Annotated in this window: 15 protein-coding genes; 12 read left to right on the top strand and 3 right to left on the bottom strand. The window is 42.7% G+C overall.

Features of this window, described 5'->3' with window-relative positions:
* Positions 1–68: 68 nt before the first annotated feature.
* Complete coding sequence (locus tag NE535_RS04405; protein ID WP_261297615.1) at positions 69–977, bottom strand: DMT family transporter; 909 nt, start codon at positions 975–977, stop codon at positions 69–71.
* Between the two features lie 307 nt (positions 978–1,284).
* Between NE535_RS04405 and dnaK the strand changes: the two genes are divergently transcribed.
* The 10 genes from dnaK (at position 1,285) to bfr (NE535_RS04455) (ending at position 14,168) form a co-directional block, all read left to right on the top strand.
* Positions 1,285–3,201 carry a molecular chaperone DnaK gene (gene dnaK / locus NE535_RS04410; protein WP_261297468.1) on the top strand — a complete coding sequence of 639 codons (1,917 nt, stop codon included), beginning with the start codon at positions 1,285–1,287 and terminating at the stop codon, positions 3,199–3,201.
* A 124-nt stretch (positions 3,202–3,325) separates the two neighbouring features.
* On the top strand, positions 3,326–4,453 hold the full coding sequence (gene dnaJ, locus NE535_RS04415) for a molecular chaperone DnaJ (RefSeq protein WP_261297469.1): 1,128 nt from the start codon (positions 3,326–3,328) through the stop codon (positions 4,451–4,453).
* 134 nt (positions 4,454–4,587) lie between these two features.
* Positions 4,588–5,823, top strand: a complete 1,236-nt coding sequence (locus NE535_RS04420; RefSeq protein WP_261297470.1) for a DEAD/DEAH box helicase — start codon at positions 4,588–4,590, stop codon at positions 5,821–5,823.
* A 42-nt stretch (positions 5,824–5,865) separates the two neighbouring features.
* A complete protein-coding gene (locus NE535_RS04425; RefSeq protein WP_261297471.1) occupies positions 5,866–6,672 on the top strand; it encodes a M48 family metallopeptidase in 807 nt (268 codons plus the stop codon).
* A gap of 89 nt (positions 6,673–6,761) precedes the next feature.
* The gene (gene bamJ / locus NE535_RS04430; RefSeq protein ID WP_261297472.1) at positions 6,762–7,379 is read left to right on the top strand and encodes a BamJ family beta-barrel-assembly machinery protein; all 618 of its coding nucleotides are present in this window, start codon (positions 6,762–6,764) and stop codon (positions 7,377–7,379) included.
* Between the two features lie 93 nt (positions 7,380–7,472).
* Positions 7,473–8,288 carry a 4-hydroxy-tetrahydrodipicolinate reductase gene (gene dapB, locus NE535_RS04435; RefSeq protein WP_261297473.1) on the top strand — a complete coding sequence of 272 codons (816 nt, stop codon included), beginning with the start codon at positions 7,473–7,475 and terminating at the stop codon, positions 8,286–8,288.
* A gap of 173 nt (positions 8,289–8,461) precedes the next feature.
* Positions 8,462–9,619 (top strand): glutamine-hydrolyzing carbamoyl-phosphate synthase small subunit, encoded by a 1,158-nt coding sequence (carA, locus tag NE535_RS04440; RefSeq protein ID WP_261297616.1) that lies wholly within the window; start codon positions 8,462–8,464, stop codon positions 9,617–9,619.
* Between the two features lie 23 nt (positions 9,620–9,642).
* On the top strand, positions 9,643–12,864 hold the full coding sequence (carB, locus tag NE535_RS04445; RefSeq protein ID WP_261297474.1) for a carbamoyl-phosphate synthase large subunit: 3,222 nt from the start codon (positions 9,643–9,645) through the stop codon (positions 12,862–12,864).
* 208 nt (positions 12,865–13,072) lie between these two features.
* Entirely contained in the window at positions 13,073–13,543 is a 471-nt protein-coding gene (gene bfr / locus NE535_RS04450) for a bacterioferritin (RefSeq protein WP_261297475.1), read from the top strand.
* Between the two features lie 157 nt (positions 13,544–13,700).
* On the top strand, positions 13,701–14,168 hold the full coding sequence (gene bfr / locus NE535_RS04455) for a bacterioferritin (protein ID WP_261297476.1): 468 nt from the start codon (positions 13,701–13,703) through the stop codon (positions 14,166–14,168).
* An 87-nt stretch (positions 14,169–14,255) separates the two neighbouring features.
* On the opposite strand, the gene NE535_RS04460 is transcribed toward bfr (NE535_RS04455), so the two are convergent.
* Positions 14,256–14,939: an FMN-binding negative transcriptional regulator gene (locus NE535_RS04460; RefSeq protein WP_261297477.1), complete on the bottom strand. Its 684-nt coding sequence runs from the start codon at positions 14,937–14,939 to the stop codon at positions 14,256–14,258.
* A 132-nt stretch (positions 14,940–15,071) separates the two neighbouring features.
* Here NE535_RS04460 and dinB point away from each other — a divergent pair, with 132 nt between their 5' ends.
* Positions 15,072–16,154, top strand: coding sequence for a DNA polymerase IV (gene dinB, locus NE535_RS04465; protein ID WP_261297478.1), 1,083 nt, complete (start codon positions 15,072–15,074; stop codon positions 16,152–16,154).
* 52 nt (positions 16,155–16,206) lie between these two features.
* Here the strand turns inward: dinB and NE535_RS04470 are convergent, their stop codons facing one another.
* Positions 16,207–17,667, bottom strand: coding sequence for an aminoacyl-histidine dipeptidase (locus NE535_RS04470; RefSeq protein WP_261297479.1), 1,461 nt, complete (start codon positions 17,665–17,667; stop codon positions 16,207–16,209).
* A gap of 193 nt (positions 17,668–17,860) precedes the next feature.
* On the opposite strand from NE535_RS04470, the gene NE535_RS04475 reads away from it, so the two are divergent.
* Positions 17,861–19,390: a M17 family metallopeptidase gene (locus NE535_RS04475; RefSeq protein WP_261297480.1), complete on the top strand. Its 1,530-nt coding sequence runs from the start codon at positions 17,861–17,863 to the stop codon at positions 19,388–19,390.
* The last annotated feature ends 335 nt before the right edge of the window (positions 19,391–19,725 follow it).

Raw genomic sequence — 19,725 nt, forward strand, 5'->3', positions numbered from 1 at the left:
GTAGATAAAGGTATGTGTATTGATAGTTATAGTGACAACTGATTATTTTTTCAACTTTTTTGTGGTGATTATGTTAATTGTGATCCGGGTCTACACACAAAACGAGGAAGCAGTTTTTGCAGAGCAAGGGCCGACAAGATAAATCCAAGACCAAGATAGGTTGCTGCTGCAATATTTTCTTTTAATATCCAGGTGATAAAACCAACAGATAACACCGGTGTCAAAAAAACCATGGTGCTCATGTTCGCTGCTTTATCAGTCTTTTTTAATGCGATTAACCACAATACAAATGTCACGCCCATTTCAAACAGTCCAACATACATACCCGCAAATAGGGCTTCTGCAGTTAATGTCGGTAGTTTATCTGTTAATAAAAGCGTAATAACAATAAACGGCAATCCTAGCGTAAAACTAAGCAGTAAGCTGACAATGGCATTACCATTATCTTTCGTGTTGAAAATCCAATATAGACACCACAAAACAGTACTCAACAAGGCAAGTAAAATGCCTATTGGACTCTCAAAACTCATGGTGGTGAAATTGCCGCCTGTCGCAATAATGAACACTCCAACATAAGCAATCATCGCAGCAATCATGTCGGTTTTACTCAGCGAGTGCCCTAAAAAGGGAACTGACAATATAGGTAATAAAATCGCCCAAGTGTAATTCAAAGACAGAGCTTGTTGTGCGGGTAATAAATCATAAGCAGCAAAAAGAACATAATAGTAAAGAAATGGGTTTAACATCCCGCTGATGAGATAAAATGTCGGGCGCTGTAAAAACTGGCGACTCACTAAATTGAGCTTACCTTCCATCAACAAGATAATACTCAGTGTTGCGATAGACGTTAGCACGGCCACTAAAACAAGTTGTAAGGGAGTAAAGTAATCCAGCGCAACTTTAAATGCTGCGGCTACCGTAGACCATAATAACACGGCACCTAAACCATATAGGTAGGCTATTTGGGTTGAGTTCACGATGACATCCTCAAAGATTAATAGTAACAATACTGCACTGCTGAAAGCGGCAAATATCATCTCGGAAAATTGCATGCAATATCCAATTTGTATTTTTCCATAACTCATATTAGGAAAACAGCATAAATTTTTAAGTTTGCCCCTTGTAAATGAAATTCGCGCCCCTATATACATTGGTAAGAAGGATTTGGGCGGTAAAAAAGCCAAGATTTTAAAGTAAAAAAATGCTTGAAATCATCTCAGTGCCCCCCATATCAATATCAGACAACAAATTTATGACGAATATCGTCAATTTTCGGAGGACCTCATGGGCAAAATTATTGGTATCGACTTAGGCACAACAAATTCATGTGTGGCTGTCCTTGATGGCGGTAAAGCACGCGTGATTGAAAACGCAGAGGGTGATCGTACAACCCCTTCTATTGTTGCTTATACCGATGATGAAACAATTGTAGGCCAGCCTGCAAAACGCCAAGCAGTGACAAACCCTGCTAATACTTTCTTCGCAATCAAGCGTTTGATTGGTCGTCGTTTTAAAGATGACGAAGTTCAGCGCGACGTCGACATCATGCCTTTCAAAATTATCGCTGCAGATAATGGCGATGCATGGGTAGAGCAACGTGGTAACAAAATGGCTCCACCACAGGTTTCTGCTGAAATCTTGAAAAAGATGAAAAAAACCGCAGAAGACTTTTTAGGTGAAGAAGTTACCGAAGCGGTAATTACTGTTCCTGCATACTTTAACGACTCACAACGTCAAGCAACAAAAGATGCTGGCCGTATCGCGGGTCTTGAAGTTAAGCGTATTATCAACGAACCAACAGCAGCGGCATTAGCTTATGGTATTGATAAAAAACAAGGCGACAACATTGTTGCGGTATACGATTTAGGTGGTGGTACATTCGACATTTCAATCATCGAAATCGACAGCAATGACGGTGACCAAACATTTGAAGTATTAGCAACCAATGGTGACACTCACTTAGGTGGTGAAGACTTTGATAACCGTTTAATTAACTATTTAGCAGACGAGTTCAAAAAAGACCAAGGCTTAGATCTACGTAAAGATCCTTTAGCAATGCAACGTCTAAAAGAAGCGGCTGAAAAAGCGAAAATTGAATTATCAAGCACCAACTCAACTGAAGTTAACTTACCTTACATCACAGCTGATGCAACAGGTCCTAAGCATTTAGTGGTTAAAATCACTCGTGCTAAGTTAGAGTCATTAGTTGAAGACTTAATCCAGCGTTCTTTAGAGCCGTTAAAAGTCGCTTTAGCTGATGCCGATTTATCAGTATCAGACATCAACGAAGTTATCTTAGTTGGTGGTCAAACACGTATGCCTAAAGTACAAGAAGCGGTAACTAACTTCTTCGGCAAAGAGCCACGTAAAGATGTTAACCCAGATGAAGCAGTTGCCGTAGGTGCTGCGATTCAAGCTGGTGTTCTTTCTGGTGAGGTGAAAGACGTACTTCTACTTGACGTAACACCGTTATCATTTGGTATTGAAACCATGGGTAGCGTAATGACTAAGCTTATCGAGAAGAACACCACTATCCCGACTAAAGCGAGCCAAACATTCTCTACTGCTGATGACAACCAAAGTGCGGTGACCATTCACGTGCTACAAGGTGAGCGTAAGCAAGCTAGCTACAACAAATCTTTAGGTCAATTTAACCTAGAAGGCATTGAGCCAGCACCACGTGGTCAACCACAAATTGAAGTTGCTTTTGACATCGATGCTGACGGTATCTTAAAAGTGTCTGCTACTGACAAGAAAACCGGTAAAGCGCAAAACATCACCATCAAGGCTAACTCTGGTTTGTCTGATGAAGAAGTTGAGCAAATGGTACGTGATGCAGAAGCTAACGCGGATGAAGATGCCAAGTTTGAAGAGTTAGTTCAAGCGCGTAACCAAGCAGATGGTTTAGTACACTCAACTAAAAAACAAGTGACTGAAGCTGGTGATGATTTACCCGCTGAAGACAAAGAGAAAATCGAAGCTGCAATGGCTGAAGTTGATGCTGCTGTTAAAAGCAATGACAAAGAAGCCATTGATAAAGCGACACAAGCATTAATCGAAGCTTCTGCTAAGTTGATGGAAATTGCTCAAGCTAAAGCACAAGGCGGCGCAGAGCAAGCAACTGATGCTGGCAAGCAAGCTAACCCTGCTGACGATGTTGTTGACGCTGAGTTCGAAGAAGTGAAAGACGACAAAAAATAATTAGTTACTTTTGATAGCGAAAGCAACTAGTTAGTATAAAGCGGGCGTTGAGGCTTACCTCTAACGCCCGTTTGCACAATCATACTTAATCAATTTTAAGCAAACCTTCGAGAAGCAAAACACTATGTCAAAGCGTGATTTTTACGAAGTTCTTGGTGTCGGTCGTGATGCCAGTGAACGTGAAATTAAAAAAGCCTACAAGCGTTTAGCGATGAAATTTCACCCTGACCGCAATCCTGGTGATAAAGCGGCAGAAGCGAGCTTTAAAGAAGTTAAAGAAGCCTACGAAATTTTAACCGATAGCGATAAAAAAGCGGCTTATGATCAATTTGGTCATGCGGGTGTCGATCCTAATCGTGGCGGCGGTCATGGTGGACAAGGCGACTTCGGTGATATTTTTGGTGATGTTTTCGGTGATATCTTCGGCGGTGGACGTCGTGGTGGTCAGCGTCAAGCAGCACGTGGCAGTGATTTACGTTACAACTTAGAGTTATCTCTTGAAGAAGCCGTTCGCGGTTTAACCAAAGAATTACGCATCCCAACACTCGCTGCTTGTGATCTTTGTGATGGCAGCGGCGCGAAAAAAGGCACGCAAGCAACCACTTGTGGCACCTGTCATGGCCAGGGCCAGGTACAGATGCGTCAAGGTTTTTTTGCTGTTCAACAGGCTTGTCCAACGTGTCATGGCCGCGGCAAAATCATCAAAGATCCTTGTAACAAGTGTCATGGTGAAGGCCGAGTTGAAAAGAGCAAAACCTTGTCGGTTAAAATTCCAGCAGGTGTTGATACCGGCGACAGAATTCGTTTAACCGGAGAAGGTGAAGCAGGTGAATTTGGTGCGCCTCCAGGTGATTTATATGTTCAGGTTAGTGTACGTGAGCACAGTATTTTCACCCGTGATGCTAATAATCTTTATTGTGAAGTGCCAATTTCTTTCAGTAAAGCAGCCTTAGGCGGCGAGATTGAAGTGCCAACACTTGATGGTAAAGTCAGCCTTAAAATCCCAACAGAGACTCAAACGGGTCGTATGTTCCGCTTACGTGGTAAAGGGGTTAAGTCAGTACGTAGCCATGCAGTCGGCGATCTTCTGTGTAAAGTGGTTATGGAAACTCCGGTTAACCTAAATGAAAAGCAAAAAGAATTATTACGTGAATTTGAAGCCACGTTAACTGGCGAATCAAAAAAACATAGCCCAAAAGCAGAAGGTTTTTTTGATGGCGTGAAAAAATTCTTTCAAGATTTAAATAGCTAATGGCAATCAGCTAGGTTAAACGAAATATCAAAAGCAAGGCTGTTTACTTAAGTAAGCAGCCTTTTTTGTTTGAGTGAATGATATAATCGGGCCATTGTTGGAAAATTCTTTTCCTTGTAACTAGGCGCAATTCAATGACATTGACCTCATTTTCTCTTCATTCTGGTTTAATCGATGCATTACCAGCTAGTGTGTCAGTGGCAAGTCCCATTCAACAGCAAGCTATTCCCGCTGTTTTAACGGGTAAGGATGTATTGGCGTTAGCACAAACTGGTAGTGGTAAAACCTACGCATATGGTTTGCCTTTATTGCACCGCATAAATATACCGACGAATACTCACTGTTTGTCTGCGGTCATTATTGTGCCGACACGCGAGCTGGCCGCACAAGTGGGTCAAAGCTTAATGCCACTCAGTCAGGCCATCAATCTTACACTTGAGGTTATTTGTGGCGGTGAAGAAATCACTGCACAAGTTGAGCGCCTAACAAAAACAGTCAATATTATTGTTGCCACACCGGGGAGATTATTAGCGTTAGTGCAACAAGGTGTGCTTAATTTTGCAGATTTACAGGCCTTGGTGTTAGATGAAGCGGATCGTTTACTGGATATGGGGTTTATTAATGATTTAAATGCCTTACTGGCGTTAATGCCACCAAGGCAAACCCTGTTATTTTCTGCCACCATGCCAGAAACCTTAGCGGAATTAGCCAGCAATATTTTATCTAAGCCATTTACTCGGATAGAAGCAAGTACCGTTAATCGTCCAGTCGAAGATATTGCGCAAACCATTTATCATGTAAACAAAGGTAGTAAGGCTAAAGTCCTTATTGAGCTGATTAAGTCGCATCAATGGTCTCAAGTGTTGGTGTTTGTGAATGCCAAAGATGATGCTGATGCACTATGCAAAAAACTGTTAAAAGCAGGGATCAATGCTGCCGCTATGCACGGCGACAAAGAGCAACAACTTCGAGCGCAAACATTGGCTCAATTTCAGCAGCAACAACTGACAGTGTTGATAGCAACCGATGTGTTAGCCAGAGGTATTCATATCGAAGCCTTGCCAGTGGTGGTCAATTTCGAGTTGCCACCGCAAGCCACTGTTTATGTACATCGTATTGGTCGCACAGCACGAGCGGGTTTAAGCGGCATCGCGCTATCATTAGTCAGCCATGCTGAATTAGCTGGTTTAGAGGCTATTAGGCACTTAACAGATCACGCCTTACCCCTGCAAACTTTGGCTGATTTTCCGGTTACCGATAAGCCTATTAATCGTGATAGTAAGCGGCCACCGCGTGACAAACAAGCCAATCGCCGTACAGCAAATAAAAAGACCATGAGTGATTTTGCTAAACGCAATCGGTCTCGATAAAGTAAACCTCAGATCAACGAGTATTTTTAAAAGGATAGAAAAATGAATAAATTGGCATTATCGCTTTGTATTACCGCGTTATTATTCGGTTGTGTTAGCACTAAATCACCAACGGGTAGAAGCCAAACTTTATTATTCTCTGACGCGCAGATGCAACAAATGGGCGCGCAATCTTTTGCCGCGATGAAAAAAGATCAAAAGATTAGCCAAGATAAAATCAAAACCGCTTATGTGAACTGCATTGCTAAACGGATCACTGCGGTTTTACCAGATCAAAGTCAGCAATGGGAAGTGGTGTTATTTGAATCGGAACAGGTTAACGCCTTTGCATTACCCGGTGGGCATATTGGGGTGTATACCGGTTTATTAAACGTGGCCGTAAACCAAGACCAACTGGCGACGGTAATGGGCCATGAAGTTGCCCACGTATTAGCGCAACATGGCAATGAGCAAGTATCGCGTTCGCAGCTTACTGGTATCGGCATGCAGGTGGCTGATGCAGCACTGGGTGCTAGCGGTGTTGCCAATAAAGATTTATATATGGCAGGTTTAGGCTTAGGCACTCAAGTCGGTATTATTTTACCCTTTGGCAGGTATCAAGAAAGTGAAGCTGATATTGTTGGATTAGAGTTAATGGCAAAAGCTGGCTTTAATCCACAAGAGAGTGTCACACTTTGGCAGAATATGGCGAAAGCCGGTGGTAGTCAGGGGCCTGAATTACTGTCTACCCATCCATCACACAGCACTCGCATTGAGGATTTACAAGCGGCTCAAAACCAAGTTATGCCGCTTTATATTCAAGCTAGAAAACAGTCTTTGACAGAATGTAAAATCAACGGCCGAAAATAGCCATATTATTCGGCATTTTCGCAGCAAGCGCGGTTTAAATGTGATAAACTCCGTGAAATTTTTAATTGTTCAAATGAGAGAAAGAAATTATGTCAGATGTGTTCAGCACAATGGAGCAGCATGCAAGTTATGGTGTAGGTCGTCAAATGGGTGAGCAATTAGCCGCCAACCCTTTTGAAGGAATTGATATCCCTGCTGTTCAAGCTGGTTTAGCAGATGCATTTTCAGGTAAAGAAAGCCAAGTGTCTATGGAAGACCTACAAACGGCTTTCACTGAAATTAGCCGTCGTTTACAAGCTGCACAAGAAGCAGCTGCAGAAAATGCAACTGCAGAAGCTGATGCATTTTTAGCTGACAACGCTAAACGTGATGGCGTTATCGTAACTGAATCAGGTCTTCAATATGAAGTGCTTGTTCAAGGTGATGGCGAGAAGCCAACAATTGATTCTACAGTACGTACTCACTACCACGGTACTTTCTTAAACGGTGACGTATTCGACAGCTCTGTGACTCGCGGTCAACCTGCTGAGTTCCCTGTCTCTGGTGTTATTGCTGGTTGGACTGAAGCATTACAATTAATGCCAGTCGGTACCAAGCTTAAATTATTCGTTCCACATCACTTAGCCTATGGCGAACGTGGTGCAGGTGCATCTATACCTCCTTACACTGCATTAGTGTTTGAAGTTGAATTGTTAGACATTATCTAATCGTTAATTAACGCCTAAGACATCTTAGGCGTTTTTGTATATAGCCGATTTATCAAGTGTAAGATGCTTAGCAGACTTTCACTGGGAGGACATATGACAGCAAAAGTGAGAGTCGCCGTTGTGGGTGCCAGTGGCCGTATGGGTCGCACGTTAATTGAATCAGCTAAACATCAGGAAGTCATCCATCTTGGCGCAGCCATAGAGCGTTCTGGTTCCACCTTAATTGGTGTTGATGCTGGTGAGTTAGCAGGTGTTGGCTCGATGGATGTTGCCATCACTGATTCATTAGACAATGTGATCAATGATTTTGATGTGCTAATTGATTTTACTTCGCCCGAAGCGTCAATTATTCATCTTGACTGGTGTGCGCGTAATCGTAAAGCCATGGTCATAGGAACAACAGGCTTTAATCACGCTCAAAAAGAGCTGATTGGTGCATATGCAGAGCAAACGCCTGTGGTATTTGCTCCTAACATGTCTGTTGGCGTTAACTTGATGTGGAAGTTGCTAGAACTTGCCGCTGAAGTGATGGGTGATTACACCGATATCGAAATCATTGAAGGCCACCACCGTTTTAAGAAAGATGCGCCTTCAGGTACAGCACTTAAAATGGGTGAAGTGATTGCTAAAAAGCTAGGTAGAGATCTTGAAAAGTGTGCTGTTTACGGCCGCGAAGGGATCACTGGCGAGCGTGATCGTGAAACCATTGGCTTTGCGACGATACGTGCTGGCGATTTAGTGGGTGAACATACTGCAATGTTTGCCGATATTGGTGAACGATTAGAGATCACCCATAAAGCATCTAGTCGTATGACATTTGCAAATGGTGCAATGCGTGCAGCGTATTGGCTATATGATCAAAATCCGGGTCTGTATGATATGCAGCAGGTCCTTGGACTAAATGATTAAATTAAAAACCACCATTGATATGGTGGTTTTTTTTGAAAAACAGTTTTACCGCTATAGACGACTTTGGGGAATTCCTGTAAAATCGCCGAAATTTGTCAAAATTTCGTAAAACAGCGGAAATTGGTATCTTAGTGCAAAATAAAATAAAATAATTTCAATGGCTTGGCTCTTTTCTGGAGGTCGCGTTGACACAGTCTGCCTTACTCGTACTCGAAGATGGAACCGTATTTTCTGGCACTGCAATTGGTGCATCAGGTATTTCAGTTGGAGAGGTGGTTTTTAACACTTCAATGACCGGATACCAAGAGATATTAACGGATCCATCATATTCACGCCAAATAGTAACTTTAACCTATCCGCATATCGGTAATACCGGTACTAATGATGAAGACACAGAATCGGATTCGGTTCATGCTTGTGGTTTAATCATTCGCGATTTGCCGTTAATTGCTAGTAACTTCCGTAACCAACAATCTTTAAGTGATTATTTAAAAGCGCATAACGTGGTTGGTATAGCGGATATCGATACCCGAAAGTTAACCCGTATCCTGCGTGAAAAAGGTGCCCAAGCCGGTTGTATTATGGTGGGTGATCTAGACGAAGCAAAAGCCTTAGCGGAAGCAAAAGCATTCCCTGGCTTGAAAGGCATGGATTTAGCCAAAGAAGTGACTACCGATAAAGCTTATCAATGGCGTAACGGTAGCTGGAAGTTAGTCGGTGGTTTACCCTCTGACACGCCAGAATCGGCATTAAAATACAAAGTTGTTGCTTATGACTACGGCGTAAAACGTAATATTTTACGTATGTTAGTTGACCGTGGTTGTGATGTTACCGTTGTACCCGCTAAAACGCCTGCTGCAGATGTTTTAGCAATGAACCCAGATGGTGTGTTTTTATCAAATGGTCCTGGCGATCCAGAGCCATGTGATTATGCCATCACCGCGATTCAAGAAATCCTAAAAACAGACATCCCAGTATTTGGTATCTGTTTAGGTCACCAATTACTCGCACTCGCCTCAGGTGCAAAAACCTTAAAGATGAAATTTGGTCACCATGGTGCAAACCACCCTGTGAGCAATATCGAAAAAGGTACTGTGATGATCACCAGTCAAAACCATGGTTTTGCTGCAGATGAAACCACATTACCCGCCAATATCAAAGTGACACACAAGTCGCTGTTTGATGGCTCTTTACAAGGTATCCATTTAACCGACAAGCCTGCATTTAGTTTCCAGGGACACCCTGAAGCTAGCCCAGGGCCAACCGATGCCGCGCCACTGTTCGAACATTTTATCGAGCTTATTGAACAATATCGTCAGCACGCTAAGTAGTTATCTGGGAGAAGAGAGAAGCAATGCCAAAACGTACCGATATAAAAAGTATTCTTATCCTAGGTGCCGGTCCAATTGTAATTGGTCAGGCGTGTGAATTCGATTATTCAGGTGCTCAAGCCTGTAAAGCCCTTCGTGAAGAAGGCTACCGTGTGATCCTGGTTAACTCTAATCCAGCCACAATTATGACCGACCCTGAAATGGCCGATGCGACATATATCGAGCCAATTCACTGGGAAGTTGTACGCAACATTATTGCTAAAGAGCGTCCAGATGCCATTCTACCTACAATGGGTGGACAAACGGCACTGAACTGCGCACTTCAGCTTGAAGCGAAAGGCGTACTAAAAGAATTTAACGTTGAAATGATTGGTGCAACAGCTGACGCGATTGATAAAGCAGAAGACCGTAGCCGTTTTGACAAAGCCATGAAATCTATCGGATTAGATTGTCCACGTGCGGGTATTGCCCACAATATGGATGAAGCCTATGGCGTTCTCGATATGGTAGGTTTCCCGTGTATTATTCGTCCATCATTCACCATGGGTGGCAGCGGTGGCGGTATTGCATACAACAAAGAAGAGTTTGAAGAGATTTGTTCTCAAGGCTTAGATTTGTCGCCAACTAACGAGTTATTGATTGATGAATCATTAATTGGTTGGAAAGAATACGAGATGGAAGTGGTTCGTGACCGCAACGATAACTGTATTATCGTGTGTGCGATTGAAAACTTCGACCCAATGGGTGTTCACACTGGTGACTCAATCACAGTCGCTCCAGCGCAAACCTTAACCGATAAAGAATATCAATTAATGCGTAATGCTTCTTTAGCAGTACTGCGCGAGATTGGTGTTGAAACCGGTGGTTCAAACGTACAGTTTGGTATTTGTCCTAAAACCGGTCGTATGGTGATTATTGAGATGAACCCGCGTGTGTCGCGCTCATCTGCACTAGCCTCAAAAGCGACAGGTTTCCCGATTGCTAAAATCGCCGCTAAGTTAGCGGTTGGTTTTACCCTTGATGAGCTAAGTAACGATATTACTGGTGGTAAAACACCAGCATCGTTTGAGCCTGCAATCGATTACGTTGTGACTAAAATTCCACGCTTTAACTTTGAAAAGTTTGCCGGTGCCAATGACCGTCTAACAACGCAAATGAAATCTGTGGGTGAAGTGATGGCTATTGGCCGTACTTTCCAAGAGTCATTGCAAAAAGCATTACGTGGTCTTGAAGTAGGCCGTAGTGGTTTCGACCCGATTGTCGATTTACAATCACCTGAAGCCATGCAAACAATCCGTCATGAATTAAAAGAGCCAGGTTGCGACCGTATTTGGTACATAGCTGATGCGTTTCGTGCAGGTTTAAGCCGTGATGACATTTTCACGTTAACTAACATTGATCACTGGTTCTTGATTCAAATCGAAGATTTGATTGCCCAAGAAGCAAAAGTGGCTGAGTTAGGCATGTCAGGTTTAGAGCAACACTTTTTACGCCAATTAAAGCGTAAAGGTTTCTCTGATGCGCGTTTAGCTGACGTACTTGGCGTGAATGAAAGCGAAATTCGTAAATTACGTCAACGTCACGAAATTCACCCTGTTTATAAGCGTGTAGATACCTGTGCGGCGGAATTCTCAACCGATACCGCTTACATGTACTCCACGTATGAAGAAGAGTGTGAAGCGAACCCATCAAATCGTGAAAAAATCATGGTATTAGGTGGTGGTCCTAACCGTATCGGTCAAGGTATTGAGTTCGATTACTGTTGTGTTCATGCGGCGTTAGCTTTGCGTGAAGACGGCTATGAAACCATCATGGTTAACTGTAACCCAGAAACGGTTTCAACCGACTACGATACTTCAGATCGCCTCTATTTCGAACCAGTAACTCTTGAAGACGTATTAGAAATTGTTCGTATCGAAAAGCCAAAGGGCGTTATCGTTCAATATGGTGGCCAAACGCCACTTAAACTTGCGCGTGAACTAGAAGCCGCCGGTGTGCCAATTATTGGTACTAGTCCTGATGCGATTGACCGTGCAGAAGACCGTGAGCGCTTCCAGCAAGCGATTCAACGTCTTGGTATGAAGCAGCCTGAAAACGCAACGGTAACAACGGTTGAAAGTGCGGTTATCGAAGCTGAAAAAATTGGTTACCCGCTAGTGGTTCGTCCATCGTATGTATTAGGTGGCCGTGCGATGGAAATCGTATACGACAAGCAAGATTTACTGCGCTACTTTAAAGAAGCCGTTAAAGTCTCTAACGCATCACCCGTATTACTTGATCACTTCTTAGATGATGCGATTGAAGTGGATATTGATGCAGTATGTGATGGCGAGACCGTGGTTGTTGGCGCGATTATGGAGCACATTGAACAAGCAGGCGTTCACTCTGGTGACTCTGCTTGCTCATTACCTCCATACAGCTTAAGCGCAGATATTCAGGCACAAATGCGTGAGCAAGTCTCTAAGTTAGCATTCGAGTTAGGTGTTATTGGCTTAATGAACGTCCAGTTTGCGGTGAAAGATAACGAAATCTATATGATTGAAGTTAATCCACGAGCAGCGCGTACTGTTCCATTTGTGTCTAAAGCGACTGGCGTTCCGTTAGCTAAAATTGCTGCACGAGTGATGGCTGGCCAAAGCTTAAAATCGCAAAACTTCACTAAAGAAGTTATCCCGCCATTCTTCTCGGTAAAAGAAGTGGTGTTACCTTTCAATAAATTCCCTGGCGTTGACCCTTTATTAGGGCCTGAAATGCGTTCAACAGGTGAAGTGATGGGTGTGGGTGAAACCTTCGCTGAAGCGTATGCTAAAGCGCAGTTAGGTGCGACGTCTGAAGTGCCTAAATCTGGGCGTGCTTTATTATCTGTTCGTAACAGTGATAAAAAGCGTGTTGCTGCACTTGCCGCTAAGTTAATTGAGCTTGGTTACGAGATTGATGCAACCCATGGTACCGCAGTTGTGTTAGGTGAAGCGGGTATTAACCCTCGTTTGGTGAACAAAGTTCATGAAGGTCGTCCACATATTCTTGACCGTATCAAGAACGATGAGTACACCTACATTGTTAACACTACTGAAGGTCGTCAGGCGATTGAAGACTCACGTCAAATCCGTCGCGGTGCATTACGTTATAAAGTGAATTACACCACAACATTGAATGCGGCTTTTGCTACATGTCTTGCACATGCGGCAGATGACCGTACCAATGTAAACTCGGTGCAAGAGTTGCATAAACGTATCACTGGCTAGTTTTTAGCGAGCATACATTGTAAAGAGCCTTCATTTTGAAGGCTTTTTTTATGAGCGCTATTTAACCTAAGTTACAAATCTTAGTTATAATGATAATGGTTATCAATACTATGTATATGAATTTAAAGGAAAATTTGCATTTTGTAGCGTGTTGCACTATCCTGTTCGATATTGATCCAGATCAAGTTTTGCTATCAAGGACATCATTATGAAAGGTCACCCAAAAGTCATCAGTCAGTTAAATCGCGTATTAACCTTTGAACTGACAGCGATTAACCAATACTTCCTACATGCGCGTATGTTTAAGCATTGGGGTTTAGAGAAGCTAAACGAAAAAGAATACAAAAAATCGATTCAGGATATGAAGCACGCTGACAAACTCATTGAGCGTGTACTGTTTCTTGAAGGTCTACCCAATTTACAGCAACTTGATAAGCTGCGTATTGGTGAAGAAGCTGAAGAAATGTTGAGCTGCGATAAAGAAGCGGTAACAGAGCAAATTGCGGTACTCCGCGACGTGATCAAATTGTGTGAAACAGAACAAGACTACGTAACCCGTGATTTACTTGAAGACTTGCTTGAAGATGAAGAAGAGCATTTAGATTGGATTGAGTCTCAGCAAGAGCTTATCGGCCAGACTGGCATCCAAAACTATCTTCAATCACAAATTAAAGATTAATAGCACAATATTATGTCACCTCGATTAGCGTTAAAAGCTACTTAAAGGTGGAGATGAAGCTGGGTATATAGTTTGGATTGAGATATAGGCATTGATTGCTCAACCTCATATTAAGCACCTGCTTCAATCACAAATTTAAGACGAATAGGACAAGATTATGAAAGGCAATCCAGAAGTCATTGACGCACTAAACAGCTTATTAACAGGCGAACTATCAGCAATGGATCAATATTTTGTCCATGCTCATATGTACGAAGATTGGGGATTTGATGAGTTATATACTCGTATTCTTCATGAGTCTGACGACGAGAAAGTCCATGCTGCTAAATTAGTGCAGCGCATTCTGTTTTTAGAAGGCACGCCAGATGTTGCTAGCCGTGAAGCGCTAAACATCGGTAAAGATGTGCAAGAAATGCTGAAAAATGACTTACAGTACGAATACAAAGTTGCTGACGATTTACGTAAAGTTATTAAGCTATGTGAAGAAAAAGGCGATTACCAAACCCGTGAAATCTTAGAGGTTTTACTTGATGATACTGAGTCTGATCACATGTACTGGTTAGAAAAGCAATTACGTTTAATTGAACGTGTTGGTTTACAAAACTATCTACAAACTAAAATGTAATTTATTGGTTTAACCCTACATTTTAATTTAAAGCCCAATGTCGCAAGACATTGGGCTTTTTATTTATGTCAGTCACTTTATAAAATATCAGCCGATACCGATATTATTGGCTTGCATATAGCTCAGTAAGTGTTGAGCCTCTAAATCTGCTGATTTTGCTAACCCTGTCGCCACGCCTTGTTGATCCGCTAAAGAGCGATGTTGGCCTAGTTTCTGTTTTGCCTGTAATTCGCTAATCACAATTTTAAACCCGACAATTCCTTTGATGAGCTTGTCTTGAAATGCTTGGGGAATAAAGCCCTCATTCGTGCCTGAGGATGACTCGAGTAAACTGGGTTCATATTTACCAATAGTGGCATTGAGCATCGCTAAGGTTGTCTTATCATCGGTTAGCTCAAGCACCCCTTTGGCATGAACAGTAATGTAGTTCCAAGTTGGCACTGCCGGATAAGCGTCATACCAGGTTGGTGAAATATACGCGTGCGGACCATTGAAAACACACAGAACCGAGCGGCCGACGATGTTTTTCCAGTGTGGGTTTGTTCTGGCAAAGTGGCCATACAACACGCCATATTCTGTCGTTGATGGCTCAAGCAATAGCGGTAGATGTGATGCTTCTAAATCGCTTGAAACAATCATGGCAAAACCATGTTGTTGAATAAATTTTTGAATATCGCTGGTTGCTGTCATTTTCCATTTTTCAGGCACATGCATCGGTTTACGTCCATTGTAATAAGTTGATTGAGCATCATAGAGACTTAGGCATAACATGCAATGGGTTCACTCTTCTTAAATATTAAATCCGTTACCTTGAGTTATTTGATAACTTGTTAGCCGCCCTCATATTGAATACTGTTTTTATATACAGTATTATCAATCATCCTGATCATTTTTGATAACACTATGCGTAAAATTATTCATATCGACATGGATTGTTACTTTGCCGCTGTTGAAATGCGTGATTTTCCTGAATTGCGTGATAAACCCATTGCAGTAGGTGGACGCAGTGATCGTCGTGGAGTGATCAGTACCTGCAATTATGCGGCTCGTCAATTTGGTGTTCGCTCAGCAATGTCTAGCTATCATGCATTAAAGCTGTGTCCTAACTTGGTATTAGTGCCCGGCCGGATGCAGGTTTATAAAGAGGTATCGCAGCAGATAAGAGAGATATTTAATCGATATAGTGATGTGATTGAACCTTTATCTTTAGATGAGGCATTTCTTGATGTGTCTGATTGCCAGTTACATCACGGTAGTGCCACTTTAATTGCTAAAGCTATTCGAGCAGACATTGAATCTGAAACAGGATTAACGGCATCGGCGGGCGTCGCGCCAATTAAGTTTTTAGCCAAAATAGCATCCGACTTAAACAAACCTAATGGTCAGTATGTGATAACCCCTGATGAAATTCCTGAATTTGTCCGTACCTTGCCTTTAAAGAAAATTCCTGGAGTGGGTAAAGTGACGGCGCAAAAGCTGTCGTTATTAGGGCTAGAAACCTGTGCCGATGTGCAGCAGTATCCTAAAAATAAATTGCTTGAAGCTTTTGGAAAGTTTGGTGCAGTACTTATTGAACGATCCAATGGTATCGATTGTAGGCCGATTACCAGTAATCGAGTAAGAAAGTCAGTTGGGGTAGAAACCACCCTCGCAAAAGACATTTTTACCCTCGCGCAATGTCATCAGGTCATGCCGCAATTAATCCAAGAGTTAGCTGCCAGAGTCAGTCGCAGCGCCAAAGACCGGCTGATTAACAAGCAAGTGGTAAAGATTAAATTTAATGATTTTAAGCAAACCACCATAGAACATCGCAGTGCTGAAATGTCAGTTAATCTGTTTTATGACTTATTAGCACAAGCATTAGCGCGCAGTAATGGTAGAGGCATAAGATTGTTAGGGGTCAGTGTTGGCTTGGCAGATATGAATGCGTCGAATGAAAAAAAACTGCAAACTAAGTCAGTTACCCAACTCGATTTGCAGTTTTAAATTCCGCTCACTCAACTGCTGAAATTAAAGCTGAGCTAGCGGTACCAGCGGTTTAAGCTTTTTCAGGAATGCGCTCTAATACTGCTAACAATAATTGCCAGTATTGGCCTACGGTTTCAATGTTCACCATTTCATCTGGACTATGTGGGTAGCGAATGGTTGGGCCAATCGATACCATGTCCATGGTGGGGTAGGGTTCTTTAAATAAGCCACATTCAAGACCAGCATGGATCACCATAATGGTTGGGTCTTTCTTGTAAATGTCGTTATAGGTGTCGCGCACAATCGCCATAACCGGCGAGCTGTTATCCGGCTTCCAGCCAGGGTAAGCACCACTGAACTCAATGCTGGCACCCGCTAAATTAGCCAACGCATTTAACATGCCTTGCACTTCATCACGACCCGAATCAATTAATGAACGAATTAAGCATAATATTTCAACGCTTTCCTGTTCAGTATTTATCACGCCCACATTTAACGATGTTTCTGTAACGCCTGCAACTTCATCGCTCATGCGCATCACGCCATTGGGGCAAGCATGTAAGAAATCGATTAAACAGTTTTGCGCATCTTCACCCATCACTTTCGCTGGCGCGTCAATTGATGCAAGGGTCAGTAGCATGCTTGGATCAGCAATCGCTAACTCTGCACGCACTACGGCTTGAAAGTCGCTGATAGCTTGTTTTAAGGCATCAACATTTTCAGCAGGTAACATAAAGCTAATGCTGGCTTCACGAGGGATGGCATTACGCAGTGAGCCACCGGTGAAATCGACTAATTCTAGGGCTAATTCATCGCTATATTTAAATAAGAATCGCGCCAGTAATTTATTCGCATTACCACGACCAAGGTGAATGTTTACCCCAGAGTGGCCGCCTTTAATACCCGACAATGTGAGTTTAAATGATTGGTTGCTTAATTCAGGTGCTTGCCATGACAAGGGCACAGATATCTGCGCATCCACACCGCCAGCACAACCCATGTAGATCTCACCTTCCTGTTCAGAGTCGGTGTTGATCAAAATCTCTGCGTCTAAATAACCCGCTTCTAATCCAAAAGCGCCCGTCATGCCGGCTTCTTCATCAATGGTTAATAACACTTCTAGTGGGCCGTGTTTAATGTCATCGCTGGCAAGCACAGCTAAAGCAGATGCCATACCAATACCATTATCTGAACCTAAGGTAGTGCCTTTAGCTTTTACCCATTCGCCATCAACATAGGCTTCAATGGGATCTTTTTCAAAGTCATGCACTTTGTCGGCATTCTTTTGTGGCACCATATCAATGTGTGCCTGAAGCACAACAATTTTGCGGTTTTCCATGCCTGGTGTGGCAGGCTTGCGGATAATAAGATTACCGACTTTGTCTTCAACAACGCTAAGACCTTTACCTTTTGCCCATTGCTGAATGTGATTTGATAATGCTTGTTCATGCTTAGATGGGTGGGGAATAGCACAAATTTGTTCGAACCATTGCCATAGAGGTTGTGGGTATAATTGGTTTAATGCGGTCACGGAACGTCCTCAATCTGAATAAATATGGCATTATTCTACCATAGGCTGTTTAAATGCCATTGTGACACAGCGGGTTTTTCTTCGACGTATAAACGCTATTATGTAAATATTAATTAACTTTAAAAGCTGATGTAATCTTAAAAAAGTTTACTCGCTTCCATCGCCATAGTGACAACAAGAATAAGGAAAAATCATGTTTCAGGTACCTGTTATTGATGTAAATAACGATCAAGCGATTTTTGATGGAGAGGGTTTTGATGCCGTTGTGGTCGTTACCCCTAATCTTAATGACGTTGCCCAACAAGAAATTACTTTGTTGGCCGACCATGCCAAGCAAATTGATCATCGGGTTGGTAAACAAGCCACCTTATTATTTGCTCCAGGATTGGCTGGTGGGCGCTTGATTATCGCGCCAGTCAACGGAGATGATGACTACGCCGACGTGCGTATTTATGCTAAAGCCGCCAAAGAAGGTATTACGATTGCTAAAGATGCTGGGGCCAAAAAACCTTTATTAATTGTGGCTGTATCAAAAGATCATCGGTTCAGTTTTGCAACTGAAGTCGCCGCGCTGGCATGTGGACAAGCGTTATGGCAACCCCTTGAAACCCGCGAAGCCCAATCATTATCACCGGCTTTTAATGCGATAGGTGTTATGAGCAGTCTACCCAAAAGTGATGTGTTAAATGCCCTAGAAGCGGGCAGAGTGTTAGCGCGTGATTTATGTGGCACTGAGCCAGAGCGCATGAGTGCGATTCATTTTGCCGATTACTGTGTTGAGTCTTTTAAAGACAGTGGTCTTGATGTTGCCGTTGTTGAGGACAAAAACACTTTACTCAAAGATTACCCTTTGTTGAGTGCGGTTGGCCGCAGTTCTTTTGATGTTGCAAGGCATCATCCTCGGGTGGTGAAACTGGCATATACCGGTGAGGGGCAGATAACAAAAACCTTGTTATTTGCAGGTAAAGGCGTGGTATACGATACCGGCGGGGCGGATATTAAAATAGCCGGCGGCATGGCAGGCATGAGCCGCGATAAAGGTGGCGCAGCTGCGGTTGCGGGGTTAATGAAAACATTATCACTGCTTAAACCTAAGGGGATTAAGGTCATTGCAGAGTTAGGTTTGGTGCGCAATAGCATTGGCAGCGAAGCGTTTGTTACCGATGAAATTATAACAAGTCATGCTGGCGTGCGTGTGCGTATCGGTAATACCGATGCAGAAGGGCGCTTAGTACTGGCCGACTTATTATCACATCTACGTATTCAAGCAAGCCAATCTACAGCCCCAAGCTTGTTCTCGGTGGCCACATTAACGGGGCACGTTGTTCGCGCTTACGGCGGTTATAGTGCCTTAGTTGAAAATGCCGTGGCCAAACAGCAAGGCGTTGCTGCAAAGCTGCAACAGATTGGTCAACAATGGGCTGAACCTTTTGAGGTGTCTTATTTACGCCCTGAGGATTTCGATAAAGTCGCAGATAAAAATGGCTCAGCCGATGTGATCTCATCTAATAATGGACCTTCATCTGTTACCGCACGTGGTCATCAATATCCTGCTGCCTTTTTATTAAAAGCATCAGGGTTAGATTTACATGGTTTGCAAAGTGATTTACCGCTGAGTTATACCCATATCGACATCGCAGGCAGTGCGACAGAAGGTGACCCTTTATACGGTAAACCGACAGCACAACCTTTGGTTGCTTTATTACATTTTACCAATGATTGATTCGTTGGTGTTTTTTGATTAAATAACAACAACTTGAGGAAATGTTAATGTTTTGATCTGTAATTGTTAAAACCTTTATTTTGTAATGATATTACCTAATAAAGGTTTTTTATGATTAAGATCAAAAAATACTTGTAATTTAATTACAGTTTCGTATAATGTTTCTCGTTGGCTGGCGTGATGCCGTCAATACTAGTAAATCCAGGATGGATGTTATCTCCAAGGAAAAGAGTGAAAGAAAGTTGTCTCAATGGATTGAGAAAAAGTAAGTTCCACGGACCAGAGCCACTACTAGGTTTAACAACTTTAATTTGGAGAATGTATTATGTCTTATT

This window comes from Shewanella holmiensis (assembly GCF_025370255.1).
Classification (GTDB): Bacteria; Pseudomonadota; Gammaproteobacteria; order Enterobacterales; family Shewanellaceae; genus Shewanella; species Shewanella holmiensis.